Genomic DNA, 26831 nt, shown 5'->3' with positions numbered 1-26831 from the left:
CAGTCACCCCCGAGGGTATTTGCCGAACCGGAGAAGGGTCAGCCGCGCCACGCGAAGAAGCCGGGTCCGGCCTCGGCCAGCAGGGCCTGCGCGAGGTCGCGCCCCATGGCGGGTCCGTCGGCGGCGGGGCCGCTGCGTTCGCCGGCGTGGGCGGTGCGGCCGTCGGGCGAGAGGATTTCGCCGCGCAGGCGCATCTGCGTTCCGTCGAGCTCGGCGAGGCCGGCGATCGGGGTCTCGCAGGAGCCGTCGAGGGCGGCGAGGAAGGCGCGTTCGGCCGCGAGTTGGGTGGCGGTGGAGGCGTCGTGGATGGCAGCGAGCATCTCGGCGGCGCGGCTGTCGTCGGTGCGGCGCTCGATGCCGATGGCGCCCTGTGCGACGGCGGGCAGCATGTCGTCGGGCGACATGGCGGTCATCGGGATGTCGGTCATGTCCATGCGCCGGAGGCCGGCCATGGCGAGGAAGGTGGCGGCGGCGACGCCGTCCTCGAGCTTCTTCAGGCGCGTCTGCACGTTGCCGCGGAACTCGACGACCTGCAGGTCGGGCCGGCGGTTCAGCAGCTGGGCGCGGCGGCGCAGCGAAGAGGTGCCGACGACGGTGCCCTCGGGCAGGGCGTGCATGCCGGCGTGGCCGGGCGAGATGAAGGCGTCGCGCACGTCCTCGCGCGGCAGGTAGGTGTCGAGGATCAGCCCAGCGGGCTGTTCGGTCGGCATGTCCTTCATCGAGTGCACCGCGAGGTCGATGCCGCCCGAGGCGAGCCGTTCCTCGATCTCGCGGGTGAAGAGGCCCTTGTTGCCGATCTCCTTGAGCGGCCGGTCGGCGGCGATCATCGCCCGGTCGTCGCCGGTAGTGCGGATCACCACGACCTCGAAGGCCTCGGGGGCGAGGTCGAAGGCGGCGGCGAGCCGGTCGCGGGTCTCGTGGGCCTGGGCCAGCGCCAGCGGCGAACCGCGGGTGCCGATCCGGAGCGGCTGGGCGGGGGTCGGGAGCGTCAGGGTCATGGGCCTGAGCTTTATGTCGCGCGTTCGGCTGTGGCAATGGGGCGCGAATTGACATATTGCCGCCTGCGATACCGAATGTGGGAGGCCGCGACATGACGAAGACGATCCTGCGGGCGCTGGCGGGCGAAACGCTGCCCGTGCCGCCGATCTGGATGATGCGGCAGGCGGGACGCTACCTGCCGGAATACAAGGCCACGCGGGCCGAGGCGGGCGACTTCCTGTCGCTGTGCTACAACCCCGAGCTTGCCGCCGAGGTGACGATGCAGCCGATCCGGCGCTACGGCTTCGACGGGGCGATCCTCTTCGCCGACATCCTGCTGCTGCCGCAGGCGCTGGGGGCGGACCTGTGGTTCGTGACCGGCGAAGGGCCGCGGCTGTCGACGATCACCACCGACGCCGAGTTCGACAGGCTCGGGCGTGGTGAGATGATCCACGACACGCTGAACCCGATCTACGAGACGGTGCGGATCCTGAAGCGGTCGCTGCCGCAGGAGACGACGCTCATCGGCTTCGCCGGGGCGCCGTGGACGGTGGCGACCTACATGATCGCCGGGCGCGGCACCAAGGACCAGGGGCCGGCGCATGCGCTGAAGGCGGAGAACCGGCCGCTGTTCGAGAAGATCATCGAGCGGCTGACCGAGGGCACCATCGACTACCTCTCGAAGCAGGTCGAGGCAGGCGCCGAGGTGGTGAAGATCTTCGACAGCTGGGCGGGCTCGCTCTCGGGCGAGGATTTTCGCCGCTACGCGCTCGAGCCGGCGCGGATCATCACGCAGGAGCTCAAGGCGCGGCATCCGGGGCTGCCGGTGATCGTCTTCCCGCGGCAGGCGGGCGAGGGCTACATCGGGTTCCACGAGGCGACCGGCGCGGATTGCGTGGCGGTCGACGACAGCGTGACACCGGAGTGGGCGGCCGAGCACGTGCAGGTCAGCGGCTGCGTTCAGGGCAACCTTGCCTCGTCGCACATGGTGACCGGCGGGCAGGCGCTGATCGACGAGACCCGGCGGGTGGTGAAGGCGTTCTCGAAGGGGCCGCATATCTTCAACCTCGGTCACGGGATCACACCGGACGCCGACCCCGAGAACGTGCAGCTGATGATCGACACGGTGCGCGAAGGCGCCTGAGGTTCGGGTAGGGTGGGCATTATTGCCCAGCCTACGCGCCATTCAGTCGAAGAGGGTTGCCTGACCCGGTGCCTTGGGTGCCGGAAGGCCGAGGTGATCCCAGGCGCGCTGCGCCAGCATTCGCCCGCGCGGCGTGCGCTGGATCAGGCCCTGCTGCAGCAGGTAGGGCTCGATCACCTCCTCGATGGCGTCGCGGCTTTCCGAAAGCGCCGCCGAGATCGTCTCGATCCCCACCGGGCCGCCGGCGTAATGCTCGGCGATGAGCGTGAGATAGCGCCGGTCGGCGCCGTCGAGGCCAAGGCCGTCGACGCCGAGGCGGGTCAGCGCGCCGTCGGCCAGCGCTTGCGTGACCACCCCGTCGCCCTCAACCACAGCGAAATCGACGACCCGCCGCAGCAGCCGGCCGGCGATGCGCGGCGTGCCTCGGGCGCGGCGGGCGATCTCGCGGGCGCCTTCGGGGTCGGCGTGCACGCCGAGCTTGCCGGCGTTGCGGGTGATGATGCTGTCGAGCTCCTCGACGGTGTAGAACTGCAGGCGGGTCGGGATGCCGAAGCGGTCGCGCAGCGGCGTGGTCAGCAGGCCGAGCCGCGTGGTGGCGCCGACCAGCGTGAAGGGCTGCAGCTCGATGCGCACGGTGCGCGCCGCCGGGCCCTCGCCGATGACGAGGTCGAGCTCGTAGTCTTCCATCGCCGGGTAGAGGACCTCTTCGACGGCGGCGTTGAGCCGGTGGATCTCGTCGATGAAGAGCACATCGTTGCGCTCGAGGTTGGTGAGGATCGCGGCAAGGTCGCCGGCCTTGGCCAGCACCGGCCCCGAGGTCATGCGGAAGTTCACGCCGAGCTCGCGCGCCATGATCTGCGCCAGTGTCGTCTTGCCGAGGCCCGGGGGGCCGTGGAACAGCGTGTGGTCCATCGCCTCGCCGCGCTGGCGGGCGGACTGGATGAAGACCCGCAGGTTGGCGCGTGCCTCGGCCTGGCCGACGAAATCGTCGAGCATCTGCGGCCGCAGCGCGCGGTCACGGTCCTCGGGCATGGGCTCGGGGCGCAGGGTCGGGTCCGGTCCGGTCATGTCTCAGCCCTTTCGCATCAGCCCTTGGGCGCCAGCAGCCGCAGCGCGGCGCGGATCAGGTCGGAGGTCGTGCCCTCGGGTGCCTCGCCCGCGGCCTGCGCCACCGCCGAGGCCGCCTCACCCGGGGAATAGCCGAGATTGGTCAGCGCCGAAAGCGCCTCGCTCTGGGCCGGGGCGGCGCGGGGCGGTGCGGGTTGCGACGGGCGCGCCGGGGCGGGTGCGGGGGCGCCGTCGATCACCGCGTCGTCGCCGGACGTCAGGGTCGGGGCGCTGCCCATCGCGCCCATGGCCATGACCGTGGGCGCCTTGTCCTTGAGCTCGTTGACGACGCGTTGCGCGGTCTTCGGGCCGATGCCCTTGGCAGCCTTGATCGCGTTCCAGTCGCCGAGCGCGATGGCGCGGCTCACGCCGTCGGGGCCAAGCGCGCCGAGGATCGCCAGCGAGGCCTTGGCCCCCACCCCCTGCACCGACATCAGCAGGCGGTGCCATTCCTTTTCCACCAGCGTCGGGAAGCCGAAGAGCTGCAGCAGATCCTCGCGCACCAGCAGGTCGGTATAGAGCGCCGTGGCCTCGCCGGGGGGCGGCAGGGTCGACAGCACCCGGTCCGAGCAGTGGACGACGTAGCCGACGCCGCGGACGTCGATCAGCACGTGGTCGTCGGTCTTGTACTCGATGCGCCCGGCAATGCGTCCGATCATGCCCGTACCGTCGCCTGAGGCGCCTTGGTGTAATGGGCGTGGCAGATGGCGATGGCCAGCGCGTCGGCGGCGTCGGGTCCGGCGATCTCGACGCCGGGAAGCTGCATCTTCACCATGTGATCCACCTGTCGCTTGTCCGCGTGGCCGACGCCGACCACGGTCTTCTTGACCTTGTTCGGGGCGTATTCACCGATCGGCAGTCCGAATTGTGCCGGAACCAGCAAGGCGACGCCACGCGCCTGCCCGAGCTTCAGCGTGCCCACCGCGTCCTTGTTGACGAAGGTCTGTTCGATGGCGGCCTGGTCGGGGGCATGCTCGCGGAAGAGCGCCGTCAGCTGGCGGTGCAGCGACAGGAGGCGGTCGGCCAGCGAGCCTTCTCCCGATTCGCAGACGCCGTTGGCGATGTGCCGCAACCGGCTGCCCTGGGCGTCGATGAGACCCCATCCGAGTCGTCTGAGACCCGGATCGATGCCGAGAACCTTCATGCCTGCTGCCCCTGTTCTGGTTGTTTCAATCGAATTAGCACGAAAGGCGAACATCCGCAAAGCGGGAAGCGGGGCGGCGGAACGGGTGCTTGCGGTGCGGAATTGGGCTTCAGTGTCGTTTCGCGACAGCCGGGTCGTCGTTTGCGACATGAAAATGCACATTATTTGATCGTAAAATCGCGGGGCCTGATTGTCGATTGAGCCATGTGAAAACTGCATATGGACCATGCAATAATCGCCGTTGTCGCGTCAGATTTTGGCAACTAATTCCCGCATAGAAATTAGGCACTCTGAAAACTTCCGGACAAGGATACTGACCCATGTCGGCATATGACACCATCCGCCCCGAAAACGGTGCGGCCGGCCTGGCCGGTCGCATCGGAAACGTCTTCGTCTCTGGCTTCGGCGCAGCGCCCGAGCGCGGTGCGTCCGCCTCGTTCGTGATCGCATCGCAGATCAGCCGCTTCGTCTCGCAGGTGGCCGACGGCCTCATCGCGTGGAACGAGACCCGGCTCACCCGCAAGAGCCTGCAGGCCCTGACCGATCGCGAGCTCGAGGATATCGGGCTCACGCGCTTCCAGATCGAAGAGGTCGCCCGCGGCCGCTAAGCCCGCCGGACCCTTTGTCGTGAACGATCCGAGCCGCGCTGTCCCGAGGGACGCGCGGCTCTTTTCGTTCTGTTGCACGGTGAGGCCGGGCTGCGGGCGCGCGTTGCCAGATCAGCCAAAGAGGCCGTGGATCTGGGTCGCGAGCCACAGGCTCGCCGGATCCTGCCCCATGAGCCAGGCGCCGGCGCGCTCGACGGTGGTTCCGGATGCGAGATGGGCGATGCGCTGCGCGTAATCTTCTGGCCCGAGGTTGGCCACGAGAAGGGTCTTGAAGCCGACGAAGCCGGCGAGGATCATTGCCAGCGCCTTCACCGAGACGAAGGGCACGCGCTTGATGGGCCTGTGCTCGATCGTTCCGTTGCGGTTCAGCCTGGTGACATAGCCCTGAGCAAGGCGGCGATGCTTCATGCTCACCGCCCGCTGGCGCTTGTCGAAATCTTTAAGAGCCCGATCCATGGCGACCTCGTTAACCAAGGCCCCCACCCGATGGGATGATCTATGACCTCGAAATGAGGCGGAAATGGGGCGCTTGCCCCTAATTCACCCCAAATCGGTGTATCACTGCGCGGACTTGCGCAGCGTCAAGGTCACCCAGTCACCAATCTCTTCGCGGTGGGCGAGATTGATGCCATTGCGTGCATATACCTCGACGACCTCGTCGGCCTGGCGGGTCAGGATACCCGAAAGAATCGCGTAGCCGCCCTCGCCGAGATAGCGCGCCATGTCGGGCGCGAGGTCGATCAGCGGCTGCTTGAGGATGTTGGCGAAGACGAGATCGAAGGGCGCACGGCCAGAGACCTCGGGGTTGTCGAAGCCGGCGGATTCGACACAGGTCACCTTGCCGGTGAGGTCGTTGGCGCGGAGGTTCGCCTCGGCCACCTCGACGGCGACCTCGTCGATGTCGGAGGCGATGATCGCGTCGTTCCAGATCCGCGCGGCGCCCATGGCGAGCACCGCGGTGCCGCAGCCGATGTCGGCGACGTTGCGGCCGACGAAGCCGTCGGTTGCCAGCCGGTCGAGCGCCCGCAGGCAGCCCAGCGTGGTGCCGTGGTGGCCGGTCCCGAAGGCCATGGCGGCCTCGATCAGCAGCGGCTCGGCGCCCTCGGGGATCTTGTCGGCGTCGTGGCTGCCGTAGACGAAGAAGCGCCCGGCCTCGACCGGGGTCAGCTCGCGGCGCACCTTGTCGACCCAGTCCTGGTCGGGCACCTCGGAAACGACGAACTCCGGCGCATCGTAGGCCGCGGCGACGAGCGCGAGCTCGATGTCGTCGGGGGCCTCGACGAAGTAGCCGCCGACCTCCCAGGTGCCGGTGCCGTCCTCGATCTCGAAGACGCCGACGCCGGTGGGCGCGGGGTCGAGATCCTCGAGGGCCTCGCCGAGCGCCTCGGCGCGGTCCTTGTCGTCGAGTTTGGTGAAGGCGGTCCAGGTTCTGGGCATCGTGCGGTCTCCGGATGGGTTGGCGCCCGATAGCGCGTTTGGCGGGAGTTGGAAAGGGTGGCGCGGGGTCCGTGGGGGCTCTGCCCCCGCCGCGCGTGCCGCGCGCCTCCCCCGAGGGTATTTGAGAAACCGGAGAAGGGCCGGGCGTGGCGCGGGGGCCCGGGGTCTATTCCGCCGGGGCGGGGGCGAGGCGGGCGAAGACCGTCTCGTTGCCCGGCTCGGGGTGGCGCGGGATCAGCAGGGCGAGGCCGAGCGAGACCAGCGCCATGCCGGCGGCGAGCCCGAAGACCGCGCCGGGCGAGACCAGCCAGAGGTAGCCCAGCAGGAATGGCAGGAAGACCGCCGCGATGTGGTTGATGGTGAAGGCCACGGCGGCGGTGGGGCGATGTCGCCGGGGTCTGCGATCTTCTGGAAGTAGGTCTTGAGCGCCAGCGCGAGCGCGAAGAACACGTGGTCGATGACGTATAGGACCGAGGCGAGGAGCACGCCCCAGCCGAACCAGTAGAGGCCGCCGTAGAGGGTGAAGACGACGGTGAGGCCGACGTATTCGAAGATCAGCACGGGGCGTTCGCCGAAGCGGTGCACGGCGCGGCCGAGCATCGGGGCGGCGACGAGGTTCACCACGAGGTTGATCAGGAACAGGCCGGTGACCTCGTGGACGGCGAAGCCGAACCGCTCGACCATCATGAAGCCCGCGAAGACCACGAAGATCTGGCGCCGAGCGCCCGACATGAACTGCAACGCGTAGTAGAGCCAGTAGCGGCGGCGCAGGATGAAGCGCTTGCGCTGCGGGTTGGGGCTTTCGAACTGCGGAAAGGCGAGGGCGCAGTAGCCGGTGATGAGCAGCGTGAGCCCGCCGGAGACGAGGTAGACGGTGTTGTAGGAGAGGTCGAGCGCCTCCCATGTCATCACGATCAGCACGTAGGCCACGAGGGTTGCGGCGCTGGCCGCGGCGAGCAGCCAGCCCAGCGTCTGCGGCGCGCGGTCCTTGGGCAGCCATTGCAGCTGCAGGCTCTGGTTCATCGTCTCGTAGTAGTGGAAGCCGATCGAGCTGAGCATGGTCACGGTGAGCAGCCCGGCCATCGAGGGAAACCACGCGGTGACGGCGGTGGCCGCGCCCAGCAGCGCGAGCGCCGAGAGCGCCAGCACCTGCTCGCGCATGACCAGCAGCACGAGGATCACGCCGATGGCGAGGAAGCCGGGGATCTCGCGCACGGTGTGCAGCCAGCCGATGTCGGAGCCGTCGAACTGCGCCGCCTCGATGACGAAATTGTTGAGCAGCGCCGACCATGTCGCGAAGCTGAGCGGCATGGCGATCGCCATGAGAAACAGCAGCGTGACGGGGCGGCGCCAGAGGGGCAGGCTCGCGGCGGAGGCGATGGGGACGGGGCGGCTCATGCGCAAAGCCTTACGCGCATTCCGGGGACTTGGCGAGCGGCGTCGTGCGAGGGGCGCCCGCGCAGCTGGCGGAGATCAGGCGCCGGAGAAACGGTAGTCGACGTCGGCGAAACGGTCGCGCGGGAACACGTAGAGAAAGCGCAGCCCCTGCGGCCCGGCGACGGTGCCATGCTCGGCGTCGTCCGGGATGTAGAGCGCGACCTCGGGGGCGATGGGATGCGGGGTGCCGTCGATGGTGACGATGCCGGCCCCGGCAAGGCCGAAGTAGATCTCGGCCGGGCCGTGGCGGTGCGGCAGCAGCGTGCCCATCGGGCCGAACTCGGCGATGCCCATGACCATGCCGCGGGTGGGGGTGCGGTCGGCGCAGAACAGCGTCCGCCAGCGCACGCTGCCAAAGGCCGGATCCTCGCCGCCCTCGAGCGGGGTCTCGGCGGCATTCGCGAAAACGGCGAGCGACATGAGCGCGGCGATCTGCGGGGCATAGATCGGGTCGAAAGCACCGGTGGTGGTCATGGCGGGTCTCTTGGATGTCAGCCTGCGCGAGAGGGTGTGCGGCGCGGGTCCGCCTGTCGCGCCGGAAAGCGACGCGGATGTCGCGAAGCGGGCGCGGCTGATCTGAATCAAGGAAAACATATTCGCATGAGGGCATGAGTCCGCAACCGAAAGGAGCACGTGCCATGGATCTTATCGCGCTTGTCGAAGGGGTCGGGGAAAGCCCCGCCGCCGCCCTGTTCGGGCTGCTCACCGGGGTGGTCTTCGGGGTCGCCGCGCAGCGCTCGCGGTTCTGCCTGCGCGCGGCGGTGGTCGAGTTCGCCCGCGGCGCGATGCGAGACAAGGTGGCGGTCTGGCTGCTGACCTTCTCGACGGCGCTGGTCTGGGTGCAGGCGGCACAGCTCATGGGGGTGTTCGATGCCTCGAACGCGCGCATGATGGCGGTGCCCGGCAGCTGGTCGGGCGCGGTGATCGGCGGGCTGCTGTTCGGGGCCGGGATGGTGCTGGCCAACGGCTGCTCGGGACGGCTGCTGGTGCTCGCGGCGACCGGCAACCTGCGCTCGGTGATCTCGGGGCTGATCTTCGCTGTGGTGGCGCAGATGAGCCTGTCGGGCATCCTGTCGCCGCTGCGCGACCGGCTTGCCGGGCTCTGGATAACCTCGGGCGGGCGCAACATGGACCTGCTCGCCGCCGCGCATCTGCCGCGCGAGGCGGGGCTGGTGATCGGGCTGATCATCGCCGCCATCGCGCTCGAGCTTTCGCGGCGCAACCGCATCGGGGTCTCGCGGCTGGTCTTCGCCTCGGGCGTGGGCTTCGCCGTCGCTCTGGGCTGGGTGCTGACCTTCGCGCTGTCGAACGTGGCCTTCGACCCGGTGCAGGTCGAAAGCGCGACCTTCACCGGACCCTCTGCGCATACGCTGATGTTCTTCCTCGACCGCAACGCGGTGCTCGAGTTCGACGTGGGGCTGGTGCCGGGGGTCTTCCTCGGGGCGTTCCTCGCTGCCGCCTGGGGGTGCGAGCTGCGGGTTCAGGGCTTCGACGGCCCGAGCCCGCTGCGCAACGCCATGATCGGCGCGGCGCTCATGGGCTTCGGCGGCATGCTGGCCGGCGGCTGTGCCATCGGCGCGGGAGTCACCGGCGGGTCGATCTTCGCGGGCACCGCCTGGCTGGCGCTGTTCTGCATGTGGATCGGCGGCATGACCATGGAGTTGCTCATGGGCGGCCGCCGGCAGTGCGCGACGGCCTGAGGCGGGCCTCCGGTCAGGGGCGCAGCCGCCAGCCGGTGCGGAAGATCCACCAGATCACCGCGAGGCAGAGCAGGGTGAAGCCGCCGATTGCCAGCAGGCTCAGGCCCACCGGCACGTCGGCCATGTCGAAGAACGCCCAGCGGAAGCCCGAGATCAGGTAGACCACCGGGTTGAAGAGCGTGATCGTCTGCCACGCGGGCGGCAACATCGAGATCGAGTAGAACGACCCGCCGAGGAAGACGAGCGGCGTCACCACCAGCAGCGGCACGAGCTGGAGCTGCTCGAAGTTGCCGGCCCAGAGGCCGAGGATGAAGCCCAGCAGCGCGAAGCTCACGCAGGTGAGCAGCAGGAAGACGACCATCGCCAGCGGGTGCGCGATCTGCAGGTCGACGAAGAGCGACGAGGTGATCAGGATCACCGTGCCGATGAACAGCGCCTTGGTCGCGGCGGCGCCGACGTAGCCGATGACGATCTCGAGGAAATTCAGCGGTGCCGAGAGAAGCTCGTAGACGGTGCCGATGAACTTGGGGAAGTAGATCCCGAAGGAGGCGTTCGAGATCGCCTGCGTGATGACCGACAGCATCACCAGCCCGGGCACGATGAAGGCGCCGTAGCTCACGCCCTCGACCTGGTCGATGCGCGCGCCGATGGCGGTGCCGAAGACCACGAAGTAAAGCGAGGTCGAGATCACCGGAGAGATGAAGCTTTGCAGCAGGGTGCGGAAGAACCGCATCATCTCGAAGTGGTAGATCGCCCAGATGCCGCGCCAGTTCATGCCGCGTCCTCCTCTTCCTGCTGCGCGACGAGATCGACGAAGATGTCCTCGAGCGTGCTTTTCCGGGTGTCGACGTCACGGACCTGCAGCCCCGCGTCGCTCAGCTCGGACATCAGCCGGGCCAGTCCGGTGCGCTCGGCGGCGGTGTCGTAATCGTAGACCAGCACCCGGCCGTCGTCTTCTAGCCGGAGCTCGCGGTCGGCCAGCGCGGCGGGCACCGTATCGACCGGCTCCGAGAGCTCGATCCGCAATTCCTTGCGGCCGAGTCGCTTCATCAGGCTGGCCTTTTCCTCGACCAGCAGGATCTCCCCGCGGTTGATGACGCCGATGCGGTCGGCGATGGCCTCGGCCTCTTCGATGTAGTGGGTGGTCAGGATGATGGTGACGCCGCGCGCCTTGAGATCGGCGACGATCTCCCACATGTCGCGGCGCAGTTCGACGTCGACGCCCGCGGTGGGCTCGTCGAGGAACAGCACCTCGGGTTCGTGGCTCAGCGCCTTGGCGATCAGCACCCGGCGCTTCATGCCGCCCGAGAGCGCGCGCACCGGCGAGTTGCGCTTGTCCCAGAGCGACAGGCGGCGCAGGATGTCCTCGATCAGCGCGTCGTCCTTGGGCTTGCCGAACAGCCCGCGCGACAGGCGCACCGTGTTGATGACCTTCTCGAATGGCTCGAGGCTCACTTCCTGCGGCACCAGCCCGATGAGCTGCCGTGCCGCGCGGTAGTCGTGCACCACGTCGTGCCCGCCGACGGTCAGGCTGCCGCCGCCGGGCATCACCAGCCCGCAGATCGTCGAGATCAGCGTCGTCTTGCCGGCGCCGTTGGGGCCGAGTAGTGCGAGGATCTCGCCTTGCTCGATGTCGAGATCGACGCCGCGCAGCGCCTCGAACCCGTCGTCGTAGACCTTGCGGACGTCCCGCAGCTCGACCATTGCCATGGTGTGCGCCTCCCTCTGACTGTGGCGGCAACCTAGACCGGGGCACGCGAAACGCAACGTGCGATGGCGCAGACCGCCCTGTGCATCACGCCGGGGCTGGCGCGGTGCCGCGCTTCGGGCTAGGCCGATCTGCATGAGCGCGCTTTCCGACCGCCCGGGACTGGGCATCCTCTTCATCATCTTCGGCGTCACCGCGATCTCGGTGAACGACATGCTGATCAAGCTCTTGTCGGGGGCCTACCCGCTGCACGAGATCGTCGCCGTGCGTGCGGGCGTCGGGCTGGTGATCACGCTGATGCTGGTGCAGGTCGAGGGCGGCTTCCGCCTGCTGCGCACCACGACACCGATGCTGCACGTGGCGCGCGGGCTGATGGTGGTGCTTGCCAACATGACGTTCTACGCCGCCTTCGCGGTGCTGTCGCTGGCGCAGGTGACGGCGCTGTTCTTCGTGGCGCCGCTGTTCATCACCCTGCTGTCGATCCCGTTCCTCGGCGAGAAGGTCGGGCCGCTGCGGATCGGCGCGGTGCTCGTGGGGTTCCTTGGCGTGCTGGTGATGCAGCAGCCGTGGAAGGATGAGCTCGAGACCTCGCGGGCCGTGCTGCTGCTGCCGGTGATCGCCGCATTCTTCTACGCGGTGCTTCAGGTGATGACACGGCGGCTGGGGCTGACCACGCGGGCTTCGGCGATGGCGGTCTACCTTCAGGCGACCTTCCTGATCGTTGCCTTCTGCTTCTGGCTCGTGGCGGGCGACGGGCGCTATGCCGACCGGGTCGAAAGCGATGCGCTGCGGTTCCTCCTGCGCCCGTGGGTCTGGCCCGATCCGCGCGACCTTCTGGTGCTGCTCTGCCTCGGAACGCTGTCGGGCTTCGTGGGCTACGCGCTCAGCTCGGCCTACCGGCTGGCGGCGGCGGCGACCATCGCACCCTTCGAATACGTCGGCCTGCCTCTGGCGATTCTCTGGGGCTGGCTGATCTTCGGAGAATGGCCTGGGCCGAGCGTCTGGGCCGGGTGCGCGCTGATCGTGGGCGCCGGGCTCTTCGTCTTCCTGCGCGAGCAGCGCCGCCACGCCCCGGCACCGGGCCGGCGGCGACTCTGGGGGCGGCGCTAGGCCGGTTTCGGCTTCAATCCGACCGCCGGGACGGCCTATAACGGCGCCGCCGGAATCAAGGAGGCCACATGCAACCGTCGGAGATCGAGCCACTCTTCACCCGCGCTGACGGGACCTATCTCTGCGCCCGCTGGGGGCGGCCGATCGTGCCCATCGTCTTCGGCGTCGAGGACGCGACGCTGGGCGTGGTGAAGGGCGCCTTCGAGGCGGTCTGTGCCCTCTCGGGCCACAAGATGGCCGAGACCGACCCCGAGCTCGGCGCGAACGTCATGGTGTTCTTCTTCCGTGACTGGGCGGAGCTGCTGGAGGTGCCAGACCTCGGCCGGATGATCGACGGGCTCGAGCCGATGGTGTCCCGCCTGCAGGCGGAGGGGGCGAACCAGTATCGGGTGTTCCGCTTCGACGAGACCGGGGCGATCAAGGCGGCCTTCGTCTTCCTGCGCATGGACGCGGCGCTGTCGGCGCAGCCCGCCGAGGAACTGGCGCTGTCGCAGGTGGTGCAGGTCATGCTGCTGTGGGGCGAGCGCGCCTTTGCCGAACGCTCGCCGCTGGGCCGGCTCGAGGACGGGCGCGTGGTGCTGCGCCCGGACGTGGCGGCGCTGCTCGCGGCCGCCTACGATCCGGTCATGCCGCCGGTGGCGCAGGACGCGTCGCATGCGCTGCGGCTCTCGGCGCGGGTCGGGTCCGCCGGCTGACGGCGCCGGACCCAAAGAATTTTCCTCCGAAAATTCTTCCCCCCGTGTGAGACCGCGCGAAGATTTTTCGGACGAAAAATCTTGGTCGGTCGGCGCGATCAGGCGCCGACCATGCCCACGATCTCGTAGGTCTTGCGCAGGATGGGCGCCGCGATGTCGCGGGCGCGCTCGCTGCCGTCCTTGAGGATCCGGTCGATCTCCGCGGGCTCCTGCATCAGCCGCGCCATCTCGGAGGAGATCGGGGCGAGCTTCTCGACCGCGAGTTCGGCCAGCATCGGCTTGAACTCCGAGAACGCGCGTCCGCCGACCTCGCGCATGACAGCCTCGGTGCTCTGCTCGGACAGGGCCGCGTAGATGTTCACAAGGTTGCGCGCCTCGGGCCGCTCGGCGAGGCCCGTCGCCTCGGAGGGCAGCGGCTCGGGGTCGGTCTTGGCCTTGCGGATCTTCTTGGCGATGGCGTCGGCGTCGTCGGTCATGTTGATGCGGCTGGCGTCCGACGGGTCGGACTTCGACATCTTCTTGGTGCCATCGCGCAGGCTCATGACGCGGGTGGCGGCACCTTCGATCACCGGGTCGGTCATCGGGAAGAACTCGACGCCGTAGTCGTGGTTGAACTTGGCGGCGATGTCGCGGGTCAACTCGACGTGCTGCTTCTGGTCCTCGCCCACGGGCACCTGGGTGGCGTGGTAGACGAGGATGTCTGCCGCCATCAGCGCCGGGTAGGCGTAGAGGCCCAGCGAGGCCTTCTCGGCGTTCTTGCCGGCCTTGTCCTTGAACTGGGTCATCCGGTTCATCCAGCCGACGCGGGCGACGCAGTTGAAGATCCACGCAAGCTGCGCGTGTTCCGGCACCTGGCTCTGGTTGAAGAGGATCGACTTCGTCGGGTCGAGCCCGGCGGCGAGGTAGCCGGCGGTCAGCTCGCGGGTCTGCCGGCGCAGCGCCTCGGGATCCTGCCAGACGGTGATCGCGTGCATGTCGACGACACAGTAGATCGTCTCGATGCCGCTTCCCTGCATGTCCACGAAGCGCTTCATCGCGCCGAGATAGTTGCCGAGCGTCAGGCCTCCGGACGGCTGGATGCCGGAAAAGACGCGCGGGGTGAAGGCGGTGTTGCTCTGGGCCGCCTCGGACATGGGCCATACTCCGTCTGGAAATTCGGGTGGCGCTGGCTTACCCATGCCCCGGCATGCCGTCAAGAAAGAGCCCGGTCCCATGGTGCATCCGCATAACGAGCCCCCTCTCAATCCCATGCCGCCCGTCGTCATGGCGCTGTTCATCGTCATCGTCGGCGTCGAGGCGGTCTTTTCGCTCGGCGCCTACGGCGTCGTCGGCGGTCCGGGCGCCGTCGGGTGGCGTCTCGAGGCGATGGAGCGCTTCGCCTTCTTCGCGCCGGTGCTGGGCTGGATGTTCGAAACCGGGCAGTTCCCTGCCAACCATCTCGTGCGGTTCCTGAGCTATCCCTTCGTGCATGCGACCTTCACCCACGCGATCTTTGCAGGGGTGATGCTGCTGGCGATGGGCAAGATGGTGGCCGAGGCGCTGGGGTCGGTGCGGACGCTGGCGATCTTCGCGGCGTCCTCGGTGGGCGGGGCGCTGGCCTACGGGCTGCTGCTCGACACGCAGATGCCGCTGATCGGGGCCTTTCCGCCGGTCTACGGGCTGATCGGGGGCTTCACCTACCTGCTCTGGTTGCGTCTGGGGCAGGTCGGAGCGCAACAGCTGCGGGCATTCTCGCTGATCGGGATGCTGCTCGCGATCCAGCTGGTGTTCGGTCTTGTCTTCGGTGGCAGCCTCGACTGGGTCGCCGATCTCGCCGGTTTCGTCACCGGCTTTGGCCTCACAGTGGTGCTCGTGCCCGGCGGCTGGACGCGCCTGCTGGCGCGGTTCCGGCGCCAGTAGTCCGGCCCGCGCCGGCGTCTCTCGGCCTGCTCAGAACATGTCGGCAGGCAGCACCGGGACGAGGCGCGAGAATTTCTTTCCGGTGGCGTTCGGGTAGGGCAGGGCAAAGCCTTCGCGTTCTTCGGGGGGCACGGCCGCATTGGCCAGAGCCGCCTGCCGCCAGGTCCGCGCCTGCGTCGTGCTTCCGGCGCCGAGCCGCGGACCGAGCCAGATCTTCGCCAGCCGCTCGCGCAACGCCTTGACGTCCTCTGGCGAGCGGAACTGCACGGAGGCTTCCGTGTCCCAGCGCAGCGACCGGCCGTTGAGGTTGGCGGAGCCTACCATCCCGACGCGGTCGTCGACGAGGGTCACCTTGGAGTGGACGTAGATCGGGCCGGAGCGGAGCACGTCGGCGGCGCCTTCCTCGGCCTGCTCCGACTGTCCGGGCGAGATCATCGCGAGGTTCTCGTAGTAGGCCTTGGCAAGCCGTTCGGCGGCCTCGACCTGCAGGGCGTGGCCGTGGCGCGCATCCCAGCCGACGTCGCTGTCGAACAACACCCGCTCGGCGGCGGGCGGCAGGATGATCACGAGTTGCAGGTCGGGCTGTCGTTCGGCGGCGCGGACCAGCGCGTCGACGATCGGCCGGTGCCGCAGGAACTGCGTCTCGATGTAGATGTGATGGCGCGCTTCGCCGATCATCGCGATGAGGGCTTTTTCATGCTCCCGCACTGCTGCCTTCGGCGCAAGCCGGGCCGGGCCGTGCATGGGGGCGGACATCGTGCGCACGAGCTTCAGGTTGCCCGACGTCTGCGGGCGGACGTCCGTGCTCATGTGCTCCGGTGTCTCGGTCAACGGTGCCGTGCCGGATTCGATCGAGGCGTTCCAGGTATCGGAAAAGTGCACACGCAGGGCGGCGGAGAAATCCGGATCGTCTACCTGCATCGCGACGTCATGCCAGGTCTCTTCGGGCGCACGCTCGTGATCCGGCGTGTCCCAGCGCCGCTCGTTGATGTCGAGCCCGCCGATGATGCAGCGTTCATTGTCGACGACGGCGAACTTCTGGTGGATGGTCACCGGCCGCAGGGTGATCGGCCCCTTCAGCATCGCACGCTGGACCGGCGTCAGCAGGGTGCCGTCTTCCGAGCGCAGCTTGCGCAGCACCCGCATGATCCGTCCGCGCATCAGCATCCGCCAGAGCGGCCCCGCCATCTGGCCGTGCGGCGCGCAGATGATCTGCACGTCCCCTCGCAGCGCCTCGGCGAAGCCGCTGGCCGAGGCCCATGCGAGCCGGTGCAGGTCGGACGTGAAGACCGGGTCGAAGTCAGAGATCACCAGTCGGATGCGCACTCCGCGCGCCGCGGTGTCGGCGAGAAGATCGGACCATGTCTCGAGGCCCTTCTCGCGCAGTTCGGGGCTGCGCAGCCGGGTCTTCGGTTCGAAGATGCGGAAGGACATCACCAGTTCCTCGCGCGCCGAGGCGGCAAGGCGCTCGAGGGCGGGAAAGCCCTCGGCGGCGGTGATGAGCGAGGTCAGCGTCATTGCGTTTTGTCCCTGCTGCGTCGGCGCCTTAGGGCGTCCCTGAAATCAGACAGACGAAAGGCGCCGACCGCGTGACCGATCAGCCCGTAGGAAGCCATGCCCACGAACAGCAGCAGCACGAGAGCCGGGTAGCGCCAGTAGTCCATGCCGAGGAACGGCGAGAGTGCCCACTGGGTTCCCGCTAGAATGACGCCCATGAGCCCCGAGGCCGCGCAGATTCGCCAGATCCGGCGGCGGAACCGGTCGTCGAAACGCGCCGATGTGCCGATGCGGCGGGCACCGACGGCGAGCAGCACGACCATTGCCCAGCCGGCGGCGGTGGTGGCGAGCGCCGGCGCGAGCCAGCCCAGCACGGGCACCAGCCCCACGGCAAGCACGGCGTTCACGACCATCGCCCAGACCGCGTAGCGGAACGGCGTGCGCGTGTCCTCGCGGGCGAAGAACAGTGGTTGCAGCACCTTCTGCAGCACGAAGGCCGGCAGCCCGAGGCCGTAGACCGCCACCGCGAGCGCGATGGCGGCGCTGTCGCTGGCGCTGGTGGCGCCGCGCTCGAACAGCACCGAGACCATCGGCAACGGAATCACCACCAGCGCCACGGCGGCGGGCACGGTCAGCGCCAGCGCCATTTCTCCGGCGCGTGAAAAGGCGTGGCGGGCGCCCGCGTCGTCCTCGGCCTTGAGCCGGCGCGACAGGTCGGGCAGCAGCACGATGCCCACCGCGATGCCGACCACGCCGAGCGGCAGCTGGTAGAGCCGGTCGGCGGCGTAGAGCCAGCCCACCGCCTTGTCGAACTGCGAGGCGACCTGCTGGCCGACCAGCAGGTTGATCTGCATGACACCACCCGCCAGCGCGGCCGGCACGGCGACGCGCACCAGCCGGCGCATGTCCGGCGTCAGCCGGGGCGTTCCGGGACGAACCCGGATACCGGCGCGCTCGGCGGCCACCCAGACCAGCGCCAGCTGCGCCACCCCCGCGAGCGGGATGGTCCAGACCAGCCATAGGATCACGTCTCCGCCGAGCCATGCGCCAACCGCCATGGCGATGATCACGAAGATGTTGAGCAGCACCGGCGCGGCAGCGGCGGCGGCGAAATAGCCGGTCGCGTTCAGCGCGCCCGAGAACAGAGCCGCCAGCGAGATGAACAGGATGTAGGGGAAGATGATACGCCCGTAGGCCACGGTCAGCGGGAAGCGGTCGTCGCCGACGAAGCCCTCGGCGGTGGCCCAGACCAGCGCCGGCATGAACACCAGCGCCAGCGCGCTGAGGATCATCAGCACGAAGGCCAGCCCGTTAAGCGCGTCGCGGGCAAAGCCCAGCGGGTCTTCATCGCCCTCGTATTTCTTGGAGAAAATCGGCACGAAGGCGGCGTTGAAGGCGCCCTCGGCGAAGAACCGGCGGAACATGTTCGGCAGCCGGAAGGCGGCGACGAAGGCGTCCATCAGTGGTCCCGGGCCGATGAAGGCGAGGATCAGGATTTCGCGCGTGACGCCGAGCACGCGGCTCGCAAGCGTCCAGAACCCGACGGTGAGAACACCGGAAATCAGGCGGATCGGTTTCATGTCTGCTCGGCCCCTTCGTGCCCTGCGGCCCGCGCAGGACTAGCCGATTGCCAAGGCCATAGAAAGGGCGGATGCCGCGAGGATCGCTTGCCGTGTCCCGGTGCAATCGTCACACTGCCCGGCAACGATAAGACAACGAACGAGGAGGCAGGCAGATGCATCTCACACGGCGGGCAATGATGACGGGCATGGCAGGCGGGGCGGCGGCGATGCTGCTTTCGGGCTGCGGCGGCAGGGGCGCGGTAAGCACGCCCACGGGCGGGTTGCCGCCCGATCTCCGGCCGCAGCCCAACGCGGGCTATGACGCCTGGGTGGCGTCGTTCCGGGGGCGGGCGCTGTCCGGCGGGATCAGCGCGCAGACGCTCGATTCGGCCTTCCGCTCGGCGGGCTTCCTGCCCGGCGTGGTCGAGCGCGACCGCAGCCAGACCGAGTTCACCCGCACGCTCGAGGATTATTTCGCGATCACCGCCTCCGAGCAGAAGGTGTCGGACGGCCGCGCGAAGCTGCGGCAGCACATGGCGCTCCTGCGCGAGATCGAGGCGCGCTACGGTGTGCCGCCGCATGTGGTCGCCGCGGTCTGGGGCATGGAAAGCAACTACGGCACCCGGCGGGGCGAGATCCCGGTGATCTCGGCCGTGTCGACGCTGGCATACGACGGCCGGCGCGGCAGCTTCTTCGAGAAGCAGCTGATGGCGGCGCTGCGCATTCTCGAACGCGGCGACACCACGCCGTCGCGGCTGACCGGCAGCTGGGCCGGGGCGATGGGGCACACGCAGTTCATTCCCACGACCTACCAGGCGCACGCGGTTGATTTCCGCGGTGACGGCCGGCGCGACATCTGGTCGGAGGATCCCACCGACGGGCTTGCCTCGACCGCCAACTACCTCGCCGAAAGCGGCTGGCGTCAGGGTGAGCCCTGGGGGCTCGAGGTGCGGCTGCCGCAGGGGTTCAGCAGCGGGCTCACCGGGCGCGGCACGCGGCGCGGAGCCTCGGACTGGGCGGCGCTGGGCGTGCGCGCGGCCTCGGGCGGGTCGCTGCCGTCGGCGGGCGCGGGCTCGATCCTCGCCCCCGAGGGCACCGGCGGGCCGGCGTTCCTGGTGTTCCGCAATTTCAACGTGATCCTGCGCTACAACAACGCCGAGAAATACGGGCTCGCGGTCGGGCACCTTTCGGACCGGCTTGCCGGGGCGGGGCCGCTGCGCGGCGATTTCCCGCCCGATGCCTATGGCTTCACCATCGACGAGCGCAAGGAACTGCAGACGCGGCTGACCGGCGCCGGCTTCGACGCGGGCAAGCCCGACGGCGTCTTCGGCTCGAAGACCGAGGACGCGATCCGTGGCTACCAGGCGCGGGCGGGCATGGCGGTGACTGGCGAGCCGTCCCGCGCACTGCTCGTGCAATTGCGCCGCGGCTGAGCGCGCGGCGCCTCAGCTCAGCATGAACGGGTCGGCGGCATCCGGATCGAGGATGTCGTCGGCCGCTTGCCCCTCGTCCAGCAGGTCGGCCTCGTCGACCATGAGCGGGTCCTTGGGCGCCTCTTCCAGGGCAAGCGTCGGCATCACCTGCGTTTCGCCGGAGGCGACCGTGTCGTCGGTCCAGACCGTGTCGCCCTGGGTAATGGTCACGCCGGTGATCTCGCCCACCAGCTCGGACTTGCCGCCGTCGGTCGAGTCGCCGAGCAGGTTCGACGTGCGGTCGGTGTCGGAGGGCACGACGCCGTCGCCCTCGGCCACCTGCACCCCGTCCTTGTCGATATACATGAAACCGGTCTCGTCGACGCCGACGGTCCAGGTCGCGGTCTCGCCCTCGACGAGCGCGCCCTCGGCGACGATGTAGTTCGTCGTGCCGCCCTGGGTGATCTCGAAATACATGGCGTCGCTCGGGCCGAGCTGGCCAAAGGCGATGCGGTCCTCGCCCTCATCGCCGAACTCGAAGACGGTCTGCGCCTTGCCCTCGTCGAGGTCGGTGAAGGTCACCGTGGCCTCGAACTCGAAGGCGCCGTCGATCTGCGGCAGGTCCGGGCCCGTGGTGCCGCCGGTGTCCCCGGTGCCGCCCGTGTCGCCGGTGCCATCGGTGCCATCGGTCCAGACGGTATCGCCCTGCGTGATTGTCACGTCGCTGATCTCGCCCACGAGGTCGGAGCCCGTGCCGGTGCCGGCCTCGCCCAGCAGGTTCGACGTGCGGTCTGTATCCGAGGGCACGATGCCGTCGCCCTCGGCCACCTGTTCGCCGTCCTTGTCGATATACATGAGGCCATCATCGTCGACGCCGACCGTCCAGACCGCCGTCTCGCCCTCGACGAGCACGTCCTCGGCGACGATGTAGCTGGTCTCGCCGCCCTGGGTGATCTCGAAATACACCGCGCTGCTGGGGCCGAGCTGGCCGAAGGTTATGCTGTCCTCGCCCGCGCCGCCGAACTCGAAGACCCGTTGCCCGGGCGCCGCGTCGAGGTCGGTGAAGGTCACGGTGGCCTCGAACTCGAAGGCCCCGTCGATCTGTGGCAGGTCGGCGCCCGTGGTGCCGCCGGTGTCGCCGCCGCCGGTATCGCCCGTGCCCCCGGTGGTGCCGTCGCTCCAGACAGTATCGCCCTGGGTGATCGAGACCCCGGCGATGTCGCCGTCGAGCGACGCCACCGCGGCGTTGCTCGAACTGCCCAGCAGGTTCGACGTGCGGTCGACGTCCGAGGGCACGACGCCGTCTCCTTCGGCGACCTGCACGCCGTCCTTCTCGATGTACATGAAGCCGGTCTCGTCGACGCCGACGGTCCATACGGCGGTTTCGCCTTCGACGAGCACGTCCTCGGCGACGATGTAGCTGGTCTCGCCGCCCTGGTTGATCTCGAAGTAGACCGCGCTGGCGGGGCCGAGCTGGCCGAAGGAGATGCTGTCCTCGCCCTGCGCGCCGAATTCGAAGATGCGCTGGCTGACCCCGGCCGCGAGATCGTTGAAGGTCACGGTGGCCTCGAACTCGAAGGCACCGTCGATCTGGGGCAGGTCGCTGCCGGTGGTGCCACCGGTATCACCACCGCCGGTGTCTCCGCCTCCGGTGTCGCCTCCACCCGTGCCGCCGCCGGTGTCGCCGGCGGCGGGAATTCCGATGGCCACGAGCTGCTCGGGGCTCGACAGCTCTGCGACCGACACGCCGAGCAGGGTGATCGCCTCGCCGCCCGGAAAGGTCAGGACGGCGTCGCCCGTGCCGTCGCCGTTGCTGTCGGTCACGGTCACGTCGTCGGTATCGACCGGCAGGCCGTCGGGGCCCGTCAGCGCGGAGACGTCGAGCCGGTCGTTGGTCGCGTAGGTGCCGTCACCAAGCAACGTGGGCAGCTCGAAGCCGTCCACCGTGTCGATCCCGCCGAGATCGGCAAGCGCCACGGTGTCGTCGCCGGCGCCCAGCAGCACGGTCTCGACGGCGTCGTAGCTCAGGGTCGAGACGCCGTCGCTGACGGTGCCGACGCCCGCGAACCCCGAGGTCATGTCGACGTAGAGATCGTCGGTCACCGCCGAGAGATCGAGCAGGTCGCCGTTCACCTCGTCCACCTGCTCGGCGTCGACGGTATCGTTGCCGAAGCCGTTCTCGATGTGGAAGGTGTCGTCGCCGTAGCCGCCCCAGAGGTAGTCGTCCCCCGCTCCGCTCCAGAGGGCGTCGTTGCCTTAGGAGCCGCGCATCCAGTCGTCTCCGTCGCCGCCGATGAGCGTGTCGTTGCCCTCGTTGCCCTCGAGATGGTCGTCGTCGGCGCCGCCCTCGATGTAGTCGTTGCCGAATTCGCCGTAGATCGAATCGCGACCGGCGCCGCCGGTCATGCTGTCACCGCCCTCGTTGCCGTAGACCAGATCGTCGCCGTCGCCACCGGCAATGGTGTCGTCGCCGGTGCCGCCGCGCACGGTGTCGTGGCCGTGGCCGCCGGTGATGCTGTCGTCACCGCCTGCGCCAAGCAGGCTGTCGTCGCCACCGGCGCCCTCGAGGGTGTCGGCCGTGTCGCGCCCTTGCAGCGTGTCGTCGCCCGCGCCGCCCGAGATCATCTCGAAGTAGCTGTAGTCGGTGGGGTCGCCGAGGTAGACGTTGGCCCAGCCCGAGGCCGAGCTTTCGCCGATGGTGTAAAGCTCGGTGCCGTTCGAGAGCACCAGGAAGGCACCGTCGGGGGAGAATTCCACGGTGTAGCTTTCGGGAAGGCCGGAGAAGTCGAGGATGTGCCCCTCCGAGGACTCGCTCAGGCCGTTCCAGAACCCGGCGTCATTCCAGTTGTCGGTGGTGACGAAATAGGTGGCCATGACGGTCCATCCTCCCATGCGGCGAATGCGGGCAGGCATGGGCCTGCCCCCGGATCGGACTGGTTCTGCGCCGCGAATCCGGGGTTGGGAAGACGATTTCGCGTCAAAATTGTGGTGAATGGTTAATGAACGCGCCGCCCTCTGCGGGGGCGGCGCGCGGCAGGCCGGTCAGGTCTTGAAGATCCGGTAGATCGCCGGGATCACCAGTACCGTCAGCACGGTCGAGGACAGCAACCCGAATAGCAGCGAGATCGCGAGTCCCTGGAAGATCGGGTCGGCAAGAATCACCGCCGCGCCGATCATCGCCGCGATGGCGGTGAGCAGGATCGGCTTGAAGCGGGTGGCCCCGGCCTCGATCAGCACGTCGACGCTCACCTTGCCCCCGGGGTCGGCGTGGCGGATGAAGTCGACCAGCAGGATCGAGTTACGCACGATGATCCCGGCAAGCGCGATGAAGCCGATCATCGAGGTGGCCGAGAACGGCGCGCCGAACAGCCAGTGCCCCAGCATGATGCCGAGGAAGGTGAGCGGCACCGGTGTCAGGATCACCAGCGGCAGGCGGAACGAGCCGAACTGCGCCACGACAAGGATGTAGATCCCCAGCAGCGCCACGCCGAAGGCGGCACCCATGTCGCGGAAGGTGACCCATGTCACCTCCCATTCGCCGTCCCACAGCAGGGTCACATGCTCGGTGCTCTCGGGCTGGCCATGCAGCGAGACCTCGGGCTTTGTGCCCTCGGCCCAGTCCATCGCGTCGAGCCTGTCGGCCACCGCGAGCATGCCGTAGAGCGGCGCCTCGTAGGCGCCCGCGAGCTCGCCCATCACCATGATGACGTCGTAGCCGTTGTGCCGGAAGATCGGGTAGGAGCCCTCTTCGCGCGACAGGGTCACCACGTCGCCCAGTTCGACCACGCCGCGCCCGCCGGGCAGGGCGTTGGCCGGCACCGGCGTCGACAGCGCCTCGGAGTCGAGCACCCGCTCGGACCTGTCGCGGGCGATGACGATGGGCAGGGGGCGCCGGCCCTCGCCGCGGTGCGAATAGCCGACCGTGGTGCTGCCGTTGAGCAGCCGCAGGGTCTGCAGCGCGTCGGATTCCTGCACCTGGAAGAAATCCAGTTCCGAGGGATCCAGAACCGCGCGCAGGCGTGGCGGCCTCTCGCCGTAGTTGTCGTCTACGTCGACCACGTAGGGCACATCCTCGAAGGCTGTTCGGATCTTCTCGGCGGCCGTGCGGCGGGTCTCGGCGTCGGGGCCGTAGACCTCGGCCAGCAGGGTCGAGATCACCGGCGGACCCGGCGGCGGTTCGACCACCTTGAGAACGGCACCGTCGGGGACCTCGAGCGTGGCGAGCTTCTCGCGCAGTTCGAGCGCGATGTCGTGGCTGGTGCGCTCGCGCTCGGCCTTGGGCAGCAGGTTGAGCTGCACGTCACCCATCTCGGGGTTCCGGCGCAGGTAGTAGTGCCGCACCAGCCCGTTGAAGTTGAACGCCGAGGCCGCGCCCGCGTGGGTCTGCGCCGAGATCACCTCGGGCAGTTCCATGGCGATGCGGGCGGCATCCTGCGCGACCGCGTCCGTTGCCTCGACCGAGGCGCCCTCGGGCAGGTCGATCATCACCGACAGCTCGGACTTGTTGTCGAAGGGCAGCAGCTTGACGGTGACGTCCCGCGTGTAGAGCGCACCGAGCGAGCCGAAGCTCAGAACGATGACGACCAGCAGGAAGATCCACGACACCGACTTCCGCGCGAGGATCGGTCGCGCGAACCGGGCGTAGACCCGGCCCATCGGGCTGAAGTGCTTGTGCTCGCCGTAGGTGTCCTCGTCGCCATGGTCCGAGACGTCGGATTTGCCGGCGATCCGCAGCATCAGCCACGGCGTGATGATGACCGCGACGAAGAACGAGAAGATCATCGCCGCCGAGGCGTTGGCCGGGATGGGCGACATGTAGGGGCCCATGAGCCCGCTCACGAAGAGCATCGGCAGCAGCGCGACCACCACGGTCAGCGTCGCGACGATGGTGGGGTTGCCGACCTCTGCCACGGCCTCGATGGCGGCGGTGGCGCGCGGTTTGCCGGGGTGCAGCGCCCAGTGCCGCGAGATGTTCTCGATCACAACGATGGCGTCGTCGACGAGGATGCCGATGGAGAAGATCAGCGCGAACAGCGACACCCGGTTCAGCGTGTAGCCCATGAAGTTGGCGGCGAAGAGCGTGAGCAGGATCGTCACCGGGATGACGATGGCAACCACCACGGCCTCGCGCCAGCCGATGGTGAAAAGCACCAGCGCCACGATCGACACGGTGGCAAGCGCGAGATGGAAGAGCAGCTCGTTGGCCTTTTCGTCGGCGGTCTCGCCGTAGTCGCGGGTCACCTCGACATGCACCGAGTCGGGGATGATCGAGCCCTCCATCTCCTCGACCTGGTGCAGGATCGTCTCGGCCACCACCACGGCGTTCGATCCGGCGCGCTTGGCCACGGCGAGCGACACCGCCGGGCTGCGGACGATCTCGCCGTCTGCGCGGATCAGCGTGGCGACGTGATGCTCGTCGAGGTCGCTGACCATGCCGACATCGGCCACGTCGCGGACGTAGACCGTGCGCCCGTCGCGGGCGGTCAGCTCGAGGTTGCCGATCTCCTCCGGGGTGGTCAGCGTCTCGCCGATGACGAAGCCCAGTTGCTCGCCGCCTTCGCGCAGCGTGCCCGCGGGCGCGGCGGTGTTGGCGCCCTGCACCTTGCCGGCAAGCTGCTGCAGCGTCACGCCGTAGAGCGCCAGCCGCTCGGGGTCGGGCGAAATCCGCAGCGCCTCGTCGGTGGCGCCGATGATGTAGGTGAGGCCCACGTCCGGGGTGCGCGCCAGCCGCACCTCGACCTCGCGCGCGATGCGGGTGAGGTCGGCGGCGCCGATGGCCTCCTGTCCCGGTTCGGGCGAGAAGGTCAGCGTCACGATGGCGACGTCGTTGATCCCGCGCCCGACCACCAGCGGCTCGGGGATGCCCACCGGGATGCGGTCGAGGTTCGACATGATCTTGTCGCGCACCCGCAGGATGGCGGTGTCCGCGCTCACGCCCACCTTGAAGCGGGCGGTGACCATCGCCTGGTCGTCGCGGGTGTCGGAGTAGACGTGCTCGACCTCGTCGATGCCCTTCACGATGGTTTCGAGCGGTTCGGTCACGAGCTTCACGGCGTCCTGCGCCTTGAGCCCGTCGGCCTGCACGTGGATGTCGACCAGCGGCACCGAGATCTGCGGCTCCTCCTCGCGGGGCAGGGAGACCAGCGCGATCATCCCCACCGCCAGCGAGGCGAGCAGGAAGAGCGGCGTCAGCGGCGAGCGGATGAAGGCCTGCGTCAGGCGCCCGGCAAGGCCGAGGGCGCCTTCGGGTTTCGGGTCGTCACTCATCGCCGGTCACCACCATGTCGCCGGGTTCGAGCCCGGTCAGGATCTCGCGAAAGGTGCCGCCCCCGCGCGTGACGGTCTCGCCGGGAACGACGACGCGCTCGCGCGGGCCGTCGGGGGTCTCGACCGTGACGAAATCCAGCCCGCCGGCGCGGCTCAGCGCGTTTTCGGGCACCAGCAGGGCCTCGCGCTCGCCCACCGGCAGGCGCACCGGCACCCGGCGGCCGATGAAGCGCGCATCGAGCCCCGCGACCTCGACGTCCGCCTGCAGGCGGCCGCCCTCGATCAGCGGGTAGAGCTTGACCAGCGTGCCCGTCTTCTCGCCGCCCGTCGTGGTGATGACCAGTTCGTCACCCTCGGACAGGTCGCCCGCGTGACGCTCGGGGACGTTCAGCCGCAGGTAGGTGCCGCCGCCGCCGATCTGTGCGACCGTCTCGCCCATGGTGACGACCGAGCCGCGCGACACCGGCACCGACAGCACGACGCCCTCCTCGGGGGCGAGCACATCGCCCTCGGAGACCTGCTGTTCGACCACGAGCCGCTGCGAGCGGATGTTGGAGATGTTCGAGGTGATGACCTCGACGTCGGTGCGCAGCTGCTCGAGCCGCTGGGTGGTGATGACGCCGCGCTCCTGCAGGGCTTCGCCACGGGCGAGCTCGGACTGGGCGGTCTCGAGTTGTGCCTGCGCCGACTCGAGTTGCGCGTCGAAGGAATCAAGCTGGTATTGCAGCTTGTCGTCCTCCACCCGTGCGAGCGTCTGGCCGGCGCTGACGCGGTCGCCCTCGGTGACGTCGAGCGCCACGATGGTGCCGCCGATCCGGGCACGCGCCGGGATCTCGACGCGAGTTTCGACCTGCCCGAAGACGGACTTCCAGGCGGTGACGGGCTGCGGGGTGATCTCGGTCGTCTCGGCGTGCAGGGCCGGGGCGAGGAGCAGGGCGCAAAGGGCAATCAGGGCGCGCATCGGAACCTCTTCTGTTCGGCGGGCAGAATGAGCCCGCGACATGTCCTGCCCTACATATAAAATAAAGTGAATATGTAAAGCTCGGAAGGATACATTCCGAGTGTTGCGTATCATCGCGATGAAGGAAAGCGACACATGCCGGAAATCGCGTGGATTTCCGGGGCG

At 68.7% G+C, this 26831-nt stretch carries 23 protein-coding genes and 1 pseudogene; 7 read left to right on the top strand and 17 right to left on the bottom strand.

What is annotated here, in order from left to right; translation table 11 throughout:
* Nucleotides 1–38: 38 nt before the first annotated feature.
* Entirely contained in the window at nucleotides 39–998 is a 960-nt protein-coding gene (hemC, locus tag D6860_RS06340) for a hydroxymethylbilane synthase (RefSeq protein WP_076622620.1), read from the bottom strand.
* Nucleotides 999–1090: 92 nt separating this feature from the next.
* Here hemC and hemE point away from each other — a divergent pair, with 92 nt between their 5' ends.
* Nucleotides 1091–2122 (top strand): uroporphyrinogen decarboxylase, encoded by a 1032-nt coding sequence (gene hemE / locus D6860_RS06335; protein WP_076622619.1) that lies wholly within the window; start codon nucleotides 1091–1093, stop codon nucleotides 2120–2122.
* Between the two features lie 42 nt (nucleotides 2123–2164).
* On the opposite strand, the gene ruvB is transcribed toward hemE, so the two are convergent.
* Genes ruvB through ruvC form a run of 3 tightly spaced genes read right to left on the bottom strand, consistent with a single transcriptional unit; the run spans nucleotide 2165 to nucleotide 4373 of the window.
* A complete protein-coding gene (ruvB, locus tag D6860_RS06330; RefSeq protein WP_076622618.1) occupies nucleotides 2165–3190 on the bottom strand; it encodes a Holliday junction branch migration DNA helicase RuvB in 1026 nt (341 codons plus the stop codon).
* A gap of 17 nt (nucleotides 3191–3207) precedes the next feature.
* Nucleotides 3208–3888 (bottom strand): Holliday junction branch migration protein RuvA, encoded by a 681-nt coding sequence (gene ruvA / locus D6860_RS06325; protein ID WP_076622617.1) that lies wholly within the window; start codon nucleotides 3886–3888, stop codon nucleotides 3208–3210.
* The gene (gene ruvC, locus D6860_RS06320; protein WP_017469014.1) at nucleotides 3885–4373 is read right to left on the bottom strand and encodes a crossover junction endodeoxyribonuclease RuvC; all 489 of its coding nucleotides are present in this window, start codon (nucleotides 4371–4373) and stop codon (nucleotides 3885–3887) included. Before ruvC ends, ruvA begins: the two co-directional genes overlap by 4 nt.
* Nucleotides 4374–4693: 320 nt before the next feature.
* On the opposite strand from ruvC, the gene D6860_RS06315 reads away from it, so the two are divergent.
* Nucleotides 4694–4981, top strand: coding sequence for a DUF1127 domain-containing protein (locus D6860_RS06315; protein WP_017469013.1), 288 nt, complete (start codon nucleotides 4694–4696; stop codon nucleotides 4979–4981).
* A 111-nt stretch (nucleotides 4982–5092) separates the two neighbouring features.
* Here the strand turns inward: D6860_RS06315 and D6860_RS06310 are convergent, their stop codons facing one another.
* From D6860_RS06310 to D6860_RS06295, 4 genes and pseudogenes are all read right to left on the bottom strand, one after another.
* Entirely contained in the window at nucleotides 5093–5437 is a 345-nt protein-coding gene (locus tag D6860_RS06310) for a hypothetical protein (protein ID WP_076622616.1), read from the bottom strand.
* 102 nt (nucleotides 5438–5539) lie between these two features.
* Nucleotides 5540–6418: a 50S ribosomal protein L11 methyltransferase gene (locus tag D6860_RS06305; protein WP_076622615.1), complete on the bottom strand. Its 879-nt coding sequence runs from the start codon at nucleotides 6416–6418 to the stop codon at nucleotides 5540–5542.
* Nucleotides 6419–6584: 166 nt separating this feature from the next.
* Nucleotides 6585–7816 (bottom strand): annotated as a pseudogene (locus D6860_RS06300) (MFS transporter).
* Nucleotides 7817–7891: 75 nt separating this feature from the next.
* A complete protein-coding gene (locus D6860_RS06295; RefSeq protein ID WP_017468368.1) occupies nucleotides 7892–8329 on the bottom strand; it encodes a cupin domain-containing protein in 438 nt (145 codons plus the stop codon).
* 164 nt (nucleotides 8330–8493) lie between these two features.
* Between D6860_RS06295 and D6860_RS06290 the strand changes: the two genes are divergently transcribed.
* Nucleotides 8494–9555, top strand: a complete 1062-nt coding sequence (locus D6860_RS06290; protein ID WP_017468367.1) for a YeeE/YedE family protein — start codon at nucleotides 8494–8496, stop codon at nucleotides 9553–9555.
* A 13-nt stretch (nucleotides 9556–9568) separates the two neighbouring features.
* On the opposite strand, the gene D6860_RS06285 is transcribed toward D6860_RS06290, so the two are convergent.
* Both D6860_RS06285 and D6860_RS06280 read right to left on the bottom strand, forming a co-directional pair.
* On the bottom strand, nucleotides 9569–10330 hold the full coding sequence (locus tag D6860_RS06285; protein ID WP_076622614.1) for an ABC transporter permease: 762 nt from the start codon (nucleotides 10328–10330) through the stop codon (nucleotides 9569–9571).
* A complete protein-coding gene (locus tag D6860_RS06280) occupies nucleotides 10327–11265 on the bottom strand; it encodes an ABC transporter ATP-binding protein (RefSeq protein WP_017467951.1) in 939 nt (312 codons plus the stop codon). Before D6860_RS06280 ends, D6860_RS06285 begins: the two co-directional genes overlap by 4 nt.
* A 133-nt stretch (nucleotides 11266–11398) precedes the next feature.
* Here D6860_RS06280 and D6860_RS06275 point away from each other — a divergent pair, with 133 nt between their 5' ends.
* Entirely contained in the window at nucleotides 11399–12373 is a 975-nt protein-coding gene (locus tag D6860_RS06275; protein ID WP_076622613.1) for a DMT family transporter, read from the top strand.
* A gap of 68 nt (nucleotides 12374–12441) precedes the next feature.
* The gene (locus tag D6860_RS06270; protein WP_076622612.1) at nucleotides 12442–13068 is read left to right on the top strand and encodes a hypothetical protein; all 627 of its coding nucleotides are present in this window, start codon (nucleotides 12442–12444) and stop codon (nucleotides 13066–13068) included.
* Nucleotides 13069–13166: 98 nt separating this feature from the next.
* Here D6860_RS06270 and trpS read toward each other — a convergent pair whose 3' ends face one another.
* Complete coding sequence (trpS, locus tag D6860_RS06265) at nucleotides 13167–14201, bottom strand: tryptophan--tRNA ligase (RefSeq protein WP_076622611.1); 1035 nt, start codon at nucleotides 14199–14201, stop codon at nucleotides 13167–13169.
* A 79-nt stretch (nucleotides 14202–14280) separates the two neighbouring features.
* On the opposite strand from trpS, the gene D6860_RS06260 reads away from it, so the two are divergent.
* On the top strand, nucleotides 14281–14967 hold the full coding sequence (locus tag D6860_RS06260) for a rhomboid family intramembrane serine protease (protein WP_076622610.1): 687 nt from the start codon (nucleotides 14281–14283) through the stop codon (nucleotides 14965–14967).
* Nucleotides 14968–14997: 30 nt separating this feature from the next.
* Here the strand turns inward: D6860_RS06260 and D6860_RS06255 are convergent, their stop codons facing one another.
* Together D6860_RS06255 and murJ are read right to left on the bottom strand one after the other, a co-directional pair.
* Nucleotides 14998–16485, bottom strand: coding sequence for a phospholipase D family protein (locus tag D6860_RS06255; protein ID WP_076622609.1), 1488 nt, complete (start codon nucleotides 16483–16485; stop codon nucleotides 14998–15000).
* Nucleotides 16482–18044 (bottom strand): murein biosynthesis integral membrane protein MurJ, encoded by a 1563-nt coding sequence (gene murJ / locus D6860_RS06250; protein ID WP_076622608.1) that lies wholly within the window; start codon nucleotides 18042–18044, stop codon nucleotides 16482–16484. The genes D6860_RS06255 and murJ overlap by 4 nt, the downstream gene beginning before the upstream one ends.
* Before the next feature lie 155 nt (nucleotides 18045–18199).
* On the opposite strand from murJ, the gene D6860_RS06245 reads away from it, so the two are divergent.
* Nucleotides 18200–19459 (top strand): lytic murein transglycosylase, encoded by a 1260-nt coding sequence (locus D6860_RS06245; RefSeq protein ID WP_076622607.1) that lies wholly within the window; start codon nucleotides 18200–18202, stop codon nucleotides 19457–19459.
* A 12-nt stretch (nucleotides 19460–19471) separates the two neighbouring features.
* On the opposite strand, the gene D6860_RS06240 is transcribed toward D6860_RS06245, so the two are convergent.
* The 4 genes from D6860_RS06240 to D6860_RS06225 all read right to left on the bottom strand — a co-directional run bounded on the left by D6860_RS06240 (nucleotide 19472) and on the right by D6860_RS06225 (nucleotide 26666).
* The gene (locus D6860_RS06240; RefSeq protein WP_128549224.1) at nucleotides 19472–21571 is read right to left on the bottom strand and encodes a hypothetical protein; all 2100 of its coding nucleotides are present in this window, start codon (nucleotides 21569–21571) and stop codon (nucleotides 19472–19474) included.
* 123 nt (nucleotides 21572–21694) lie between these two features.
* Complete coding sequence (locus tag D6860_RS06235) at nucleotides 21695–22312, bottom strand: calcium-binding protein (RefSeq protein ID WP_076622605.1); 618 nt, start codon at nucleotides 22310–22312, stop codon at nucleotides 21695–21697.
* Between the two features lie 168 nt (nucleotides 22313–22480).
* Nucleotides 22481–25705 (bottom strand): efflux RND transporter permease subunit, encoded by a 3225-nt coding sequence (locus D6860_RS06230; protein ID WP_076622604.1) that lies wholly within the window; start codon nucleotides 25703–25705, stop codon nucleotides 22481–22483.
* Nucleotides 25698–26666: an efflux RND transporter periplasmic adaptor subunit gene (locus D6860_RS06225; protein WP_017468235.1), complete on the bottom strand. Its 969-nt coding sequence runs from the start codon at nucleotides 26664–26666 to the stop codon at nucleotides 25698–25700. The genes D6860_RS06230 and D6860_RS06225 overlap by 8 nt, the downstream gene beginning before the upstream one ends.
* Between the last annotated feature and the right edge of the window lie 165 nt (nucleotides 26667–26831).

Origin of the sequence: Salipiger sp. D13, assembly GCF_003703915.1 — a bacterium.
GTDB classification, from domain to species: domain Bacteria; phylum Pseudomonadota; class Alphaproteobacteria; order Rhodobacterales; family Rhodobacteraceae; genus Salipiger; species Salipiger profundus.
This window is presented reverse-complemented; position numbering and strand designations above follow the sequence as displayed.

Excerpts from the sequence above, each read along its gene's own strand:
- ruvC (WP_017469014.1), bottom strand. The coding sequence starts at position 4,373 with ATGAAGGTTCTCGGCATCGATCCGGGTCTCAGACGACTCGGATGGGGT.
- hemE (WP_076622619.1), top strand. The coding sequence starts at position 1,091 with ATGACGAAGACGATCCTGCGGGCGCTGGCGGGCGAAACGCTGCCCGTG.
- D6860_RS06225 (WP_017468235.1), bottom strand. The coding sequence starts at position 26,666 with ATGCGCGCCCTGATTGCCCTTTGCGCCCTGCTCCTCGCCCCGGCCCTG.
- D6860_RS06280 (WP_017467951.1), bottom strand. The coding sequence starts at position 11,265 with ATGGCAATGGTCGAGCTGCGGGACGTCCGCAAGGTCTACGACGACGGG.
- D6860_RS06235 (WP_076622605.1), bottom strand. The coding sequence starts at position 22,312 with ATGGCCACCTATTTCGTCACCACCGACAACTGGAATGACGCCGGGTTC.
- D6860_RS06295 (WP_017468368.1), bottom strand. The coding sequence starts at position 8,329 with ATGACCACCACCGGTGCTTTCGACCCGATCTATGCCCCGCAGATCGCC.
- D6860_RS06285 (WP_076622614.1), bottom strand. The coding sequence starts at position 10,330 with ATGAACTGGCGCGGCATCTGGGCGATCTACCACTTCGAGATGATGCGG.
- D6860_RS06260 (WP_076622610.1), top strand. The coding sequence starts at position 14,281 with ATGGTGCATCCGCATAACGAGCCCCCTCTCAATCCCATGCCGCCCGTC.
- D6860_RS06230 (WP_076622604.1), bottom strand. The coding sequence starts at position 25,705 with ATGAGTGACGACCCGAAACCCGAAGGCGCCCTCGGCCTTGCCGGGCGC.
- D6860_RS06275 (WP_076622613.1), top strand. The coding sequence starts at position 11,399 with ATGAGCGCGCTTTCCGACCGCCCGGGACTGGGCATCCTCTTCATCATC.
- D6860_RS06305 (WP_076622615.1), bottom strand. The coding sequence starts at position 6,418 with ATGCCCAGAACCTGGACCGCCTTCACCAAACTCGACGACAAGGACCGC.
- D6860_RS06245 (WP_076622607.1), top strand. The coding sequence starts at position 18,200 with ATGCATCTCACACGGCGGGCAATGATGACGGGCATGGCAGGCGGGGCG.
- D6860_RS06315 (WP_017469013.1), top strand. The coding sequence starts at position 4,694 with ATGTCGGCATATGACACCATCCGCCCCGAAAACGGTGCGGCCGGCCTG.
- trpS (WP_076622611.1), bottom strand. The coding sequence starts at position 14,201 with ATGTCCGAGGCGGCCCAGAGCAACACCGCCTTCACCCCGCGCGTCTTT.
- D6860_RS06270 (WP_076622612.1), top strand. The coding sequence starts at position 12,442 with ATGCAACCGTCGGAGATCGAGCCACTCTTCACCCGCGCTGACGGGACC.
- D6860_RS06290 (WP_017468367.1), top strand. The coding sequence starts at position 8,494 with ATGGATCTTATCGCGCTTGTCGAAGGGGTCGGGGAAAGCCCCGCCGCC.
- D6860_RS06255 (WP_076622609.1), bottom strand. The coding sequence starts at position 16,485 with ATGACGCTGACCTCGCTCATCACCGCCGCCGAGGGCTTTCCCGCCCTC.
- hemC (WP_076622620.1), bottom strand. The coding sequence starts at position 998 with ATGACCCTGACGCTCCCGACCCCCGCCCAGCCGCTCCGGATCGGCACC.
- murJ (WP_076622608.1), bottom strand. The coding sequence starts at position 18,044 with ATGAAACCGATCCGCCTGATTTCCGGTGTTCTCACCGTCGGGTTCTGG.
- ruvB (WP_076622618.1), bottom strand. The coding sequence starts at position 3,190 with ATGACCGGACCGGACCCGACCCTGCGCCCCGAGCCCATGCCCGAGGAC.
- ruvA (WP_076622617.1), bottom strand. The coding sequence starts at position 3,888 with ATGATCGGACGCATTGCCGGGCGCATCGAGTACAAGACCGACGACCAC.
- D6860_RS06310 (WP_076622616.1), bottom strand. The coding sequence starts at position 5,437 with ATGGATCGGGCTCTTAAAGATTTCGACAAGCGCCAGCGGGCGGTGAGC.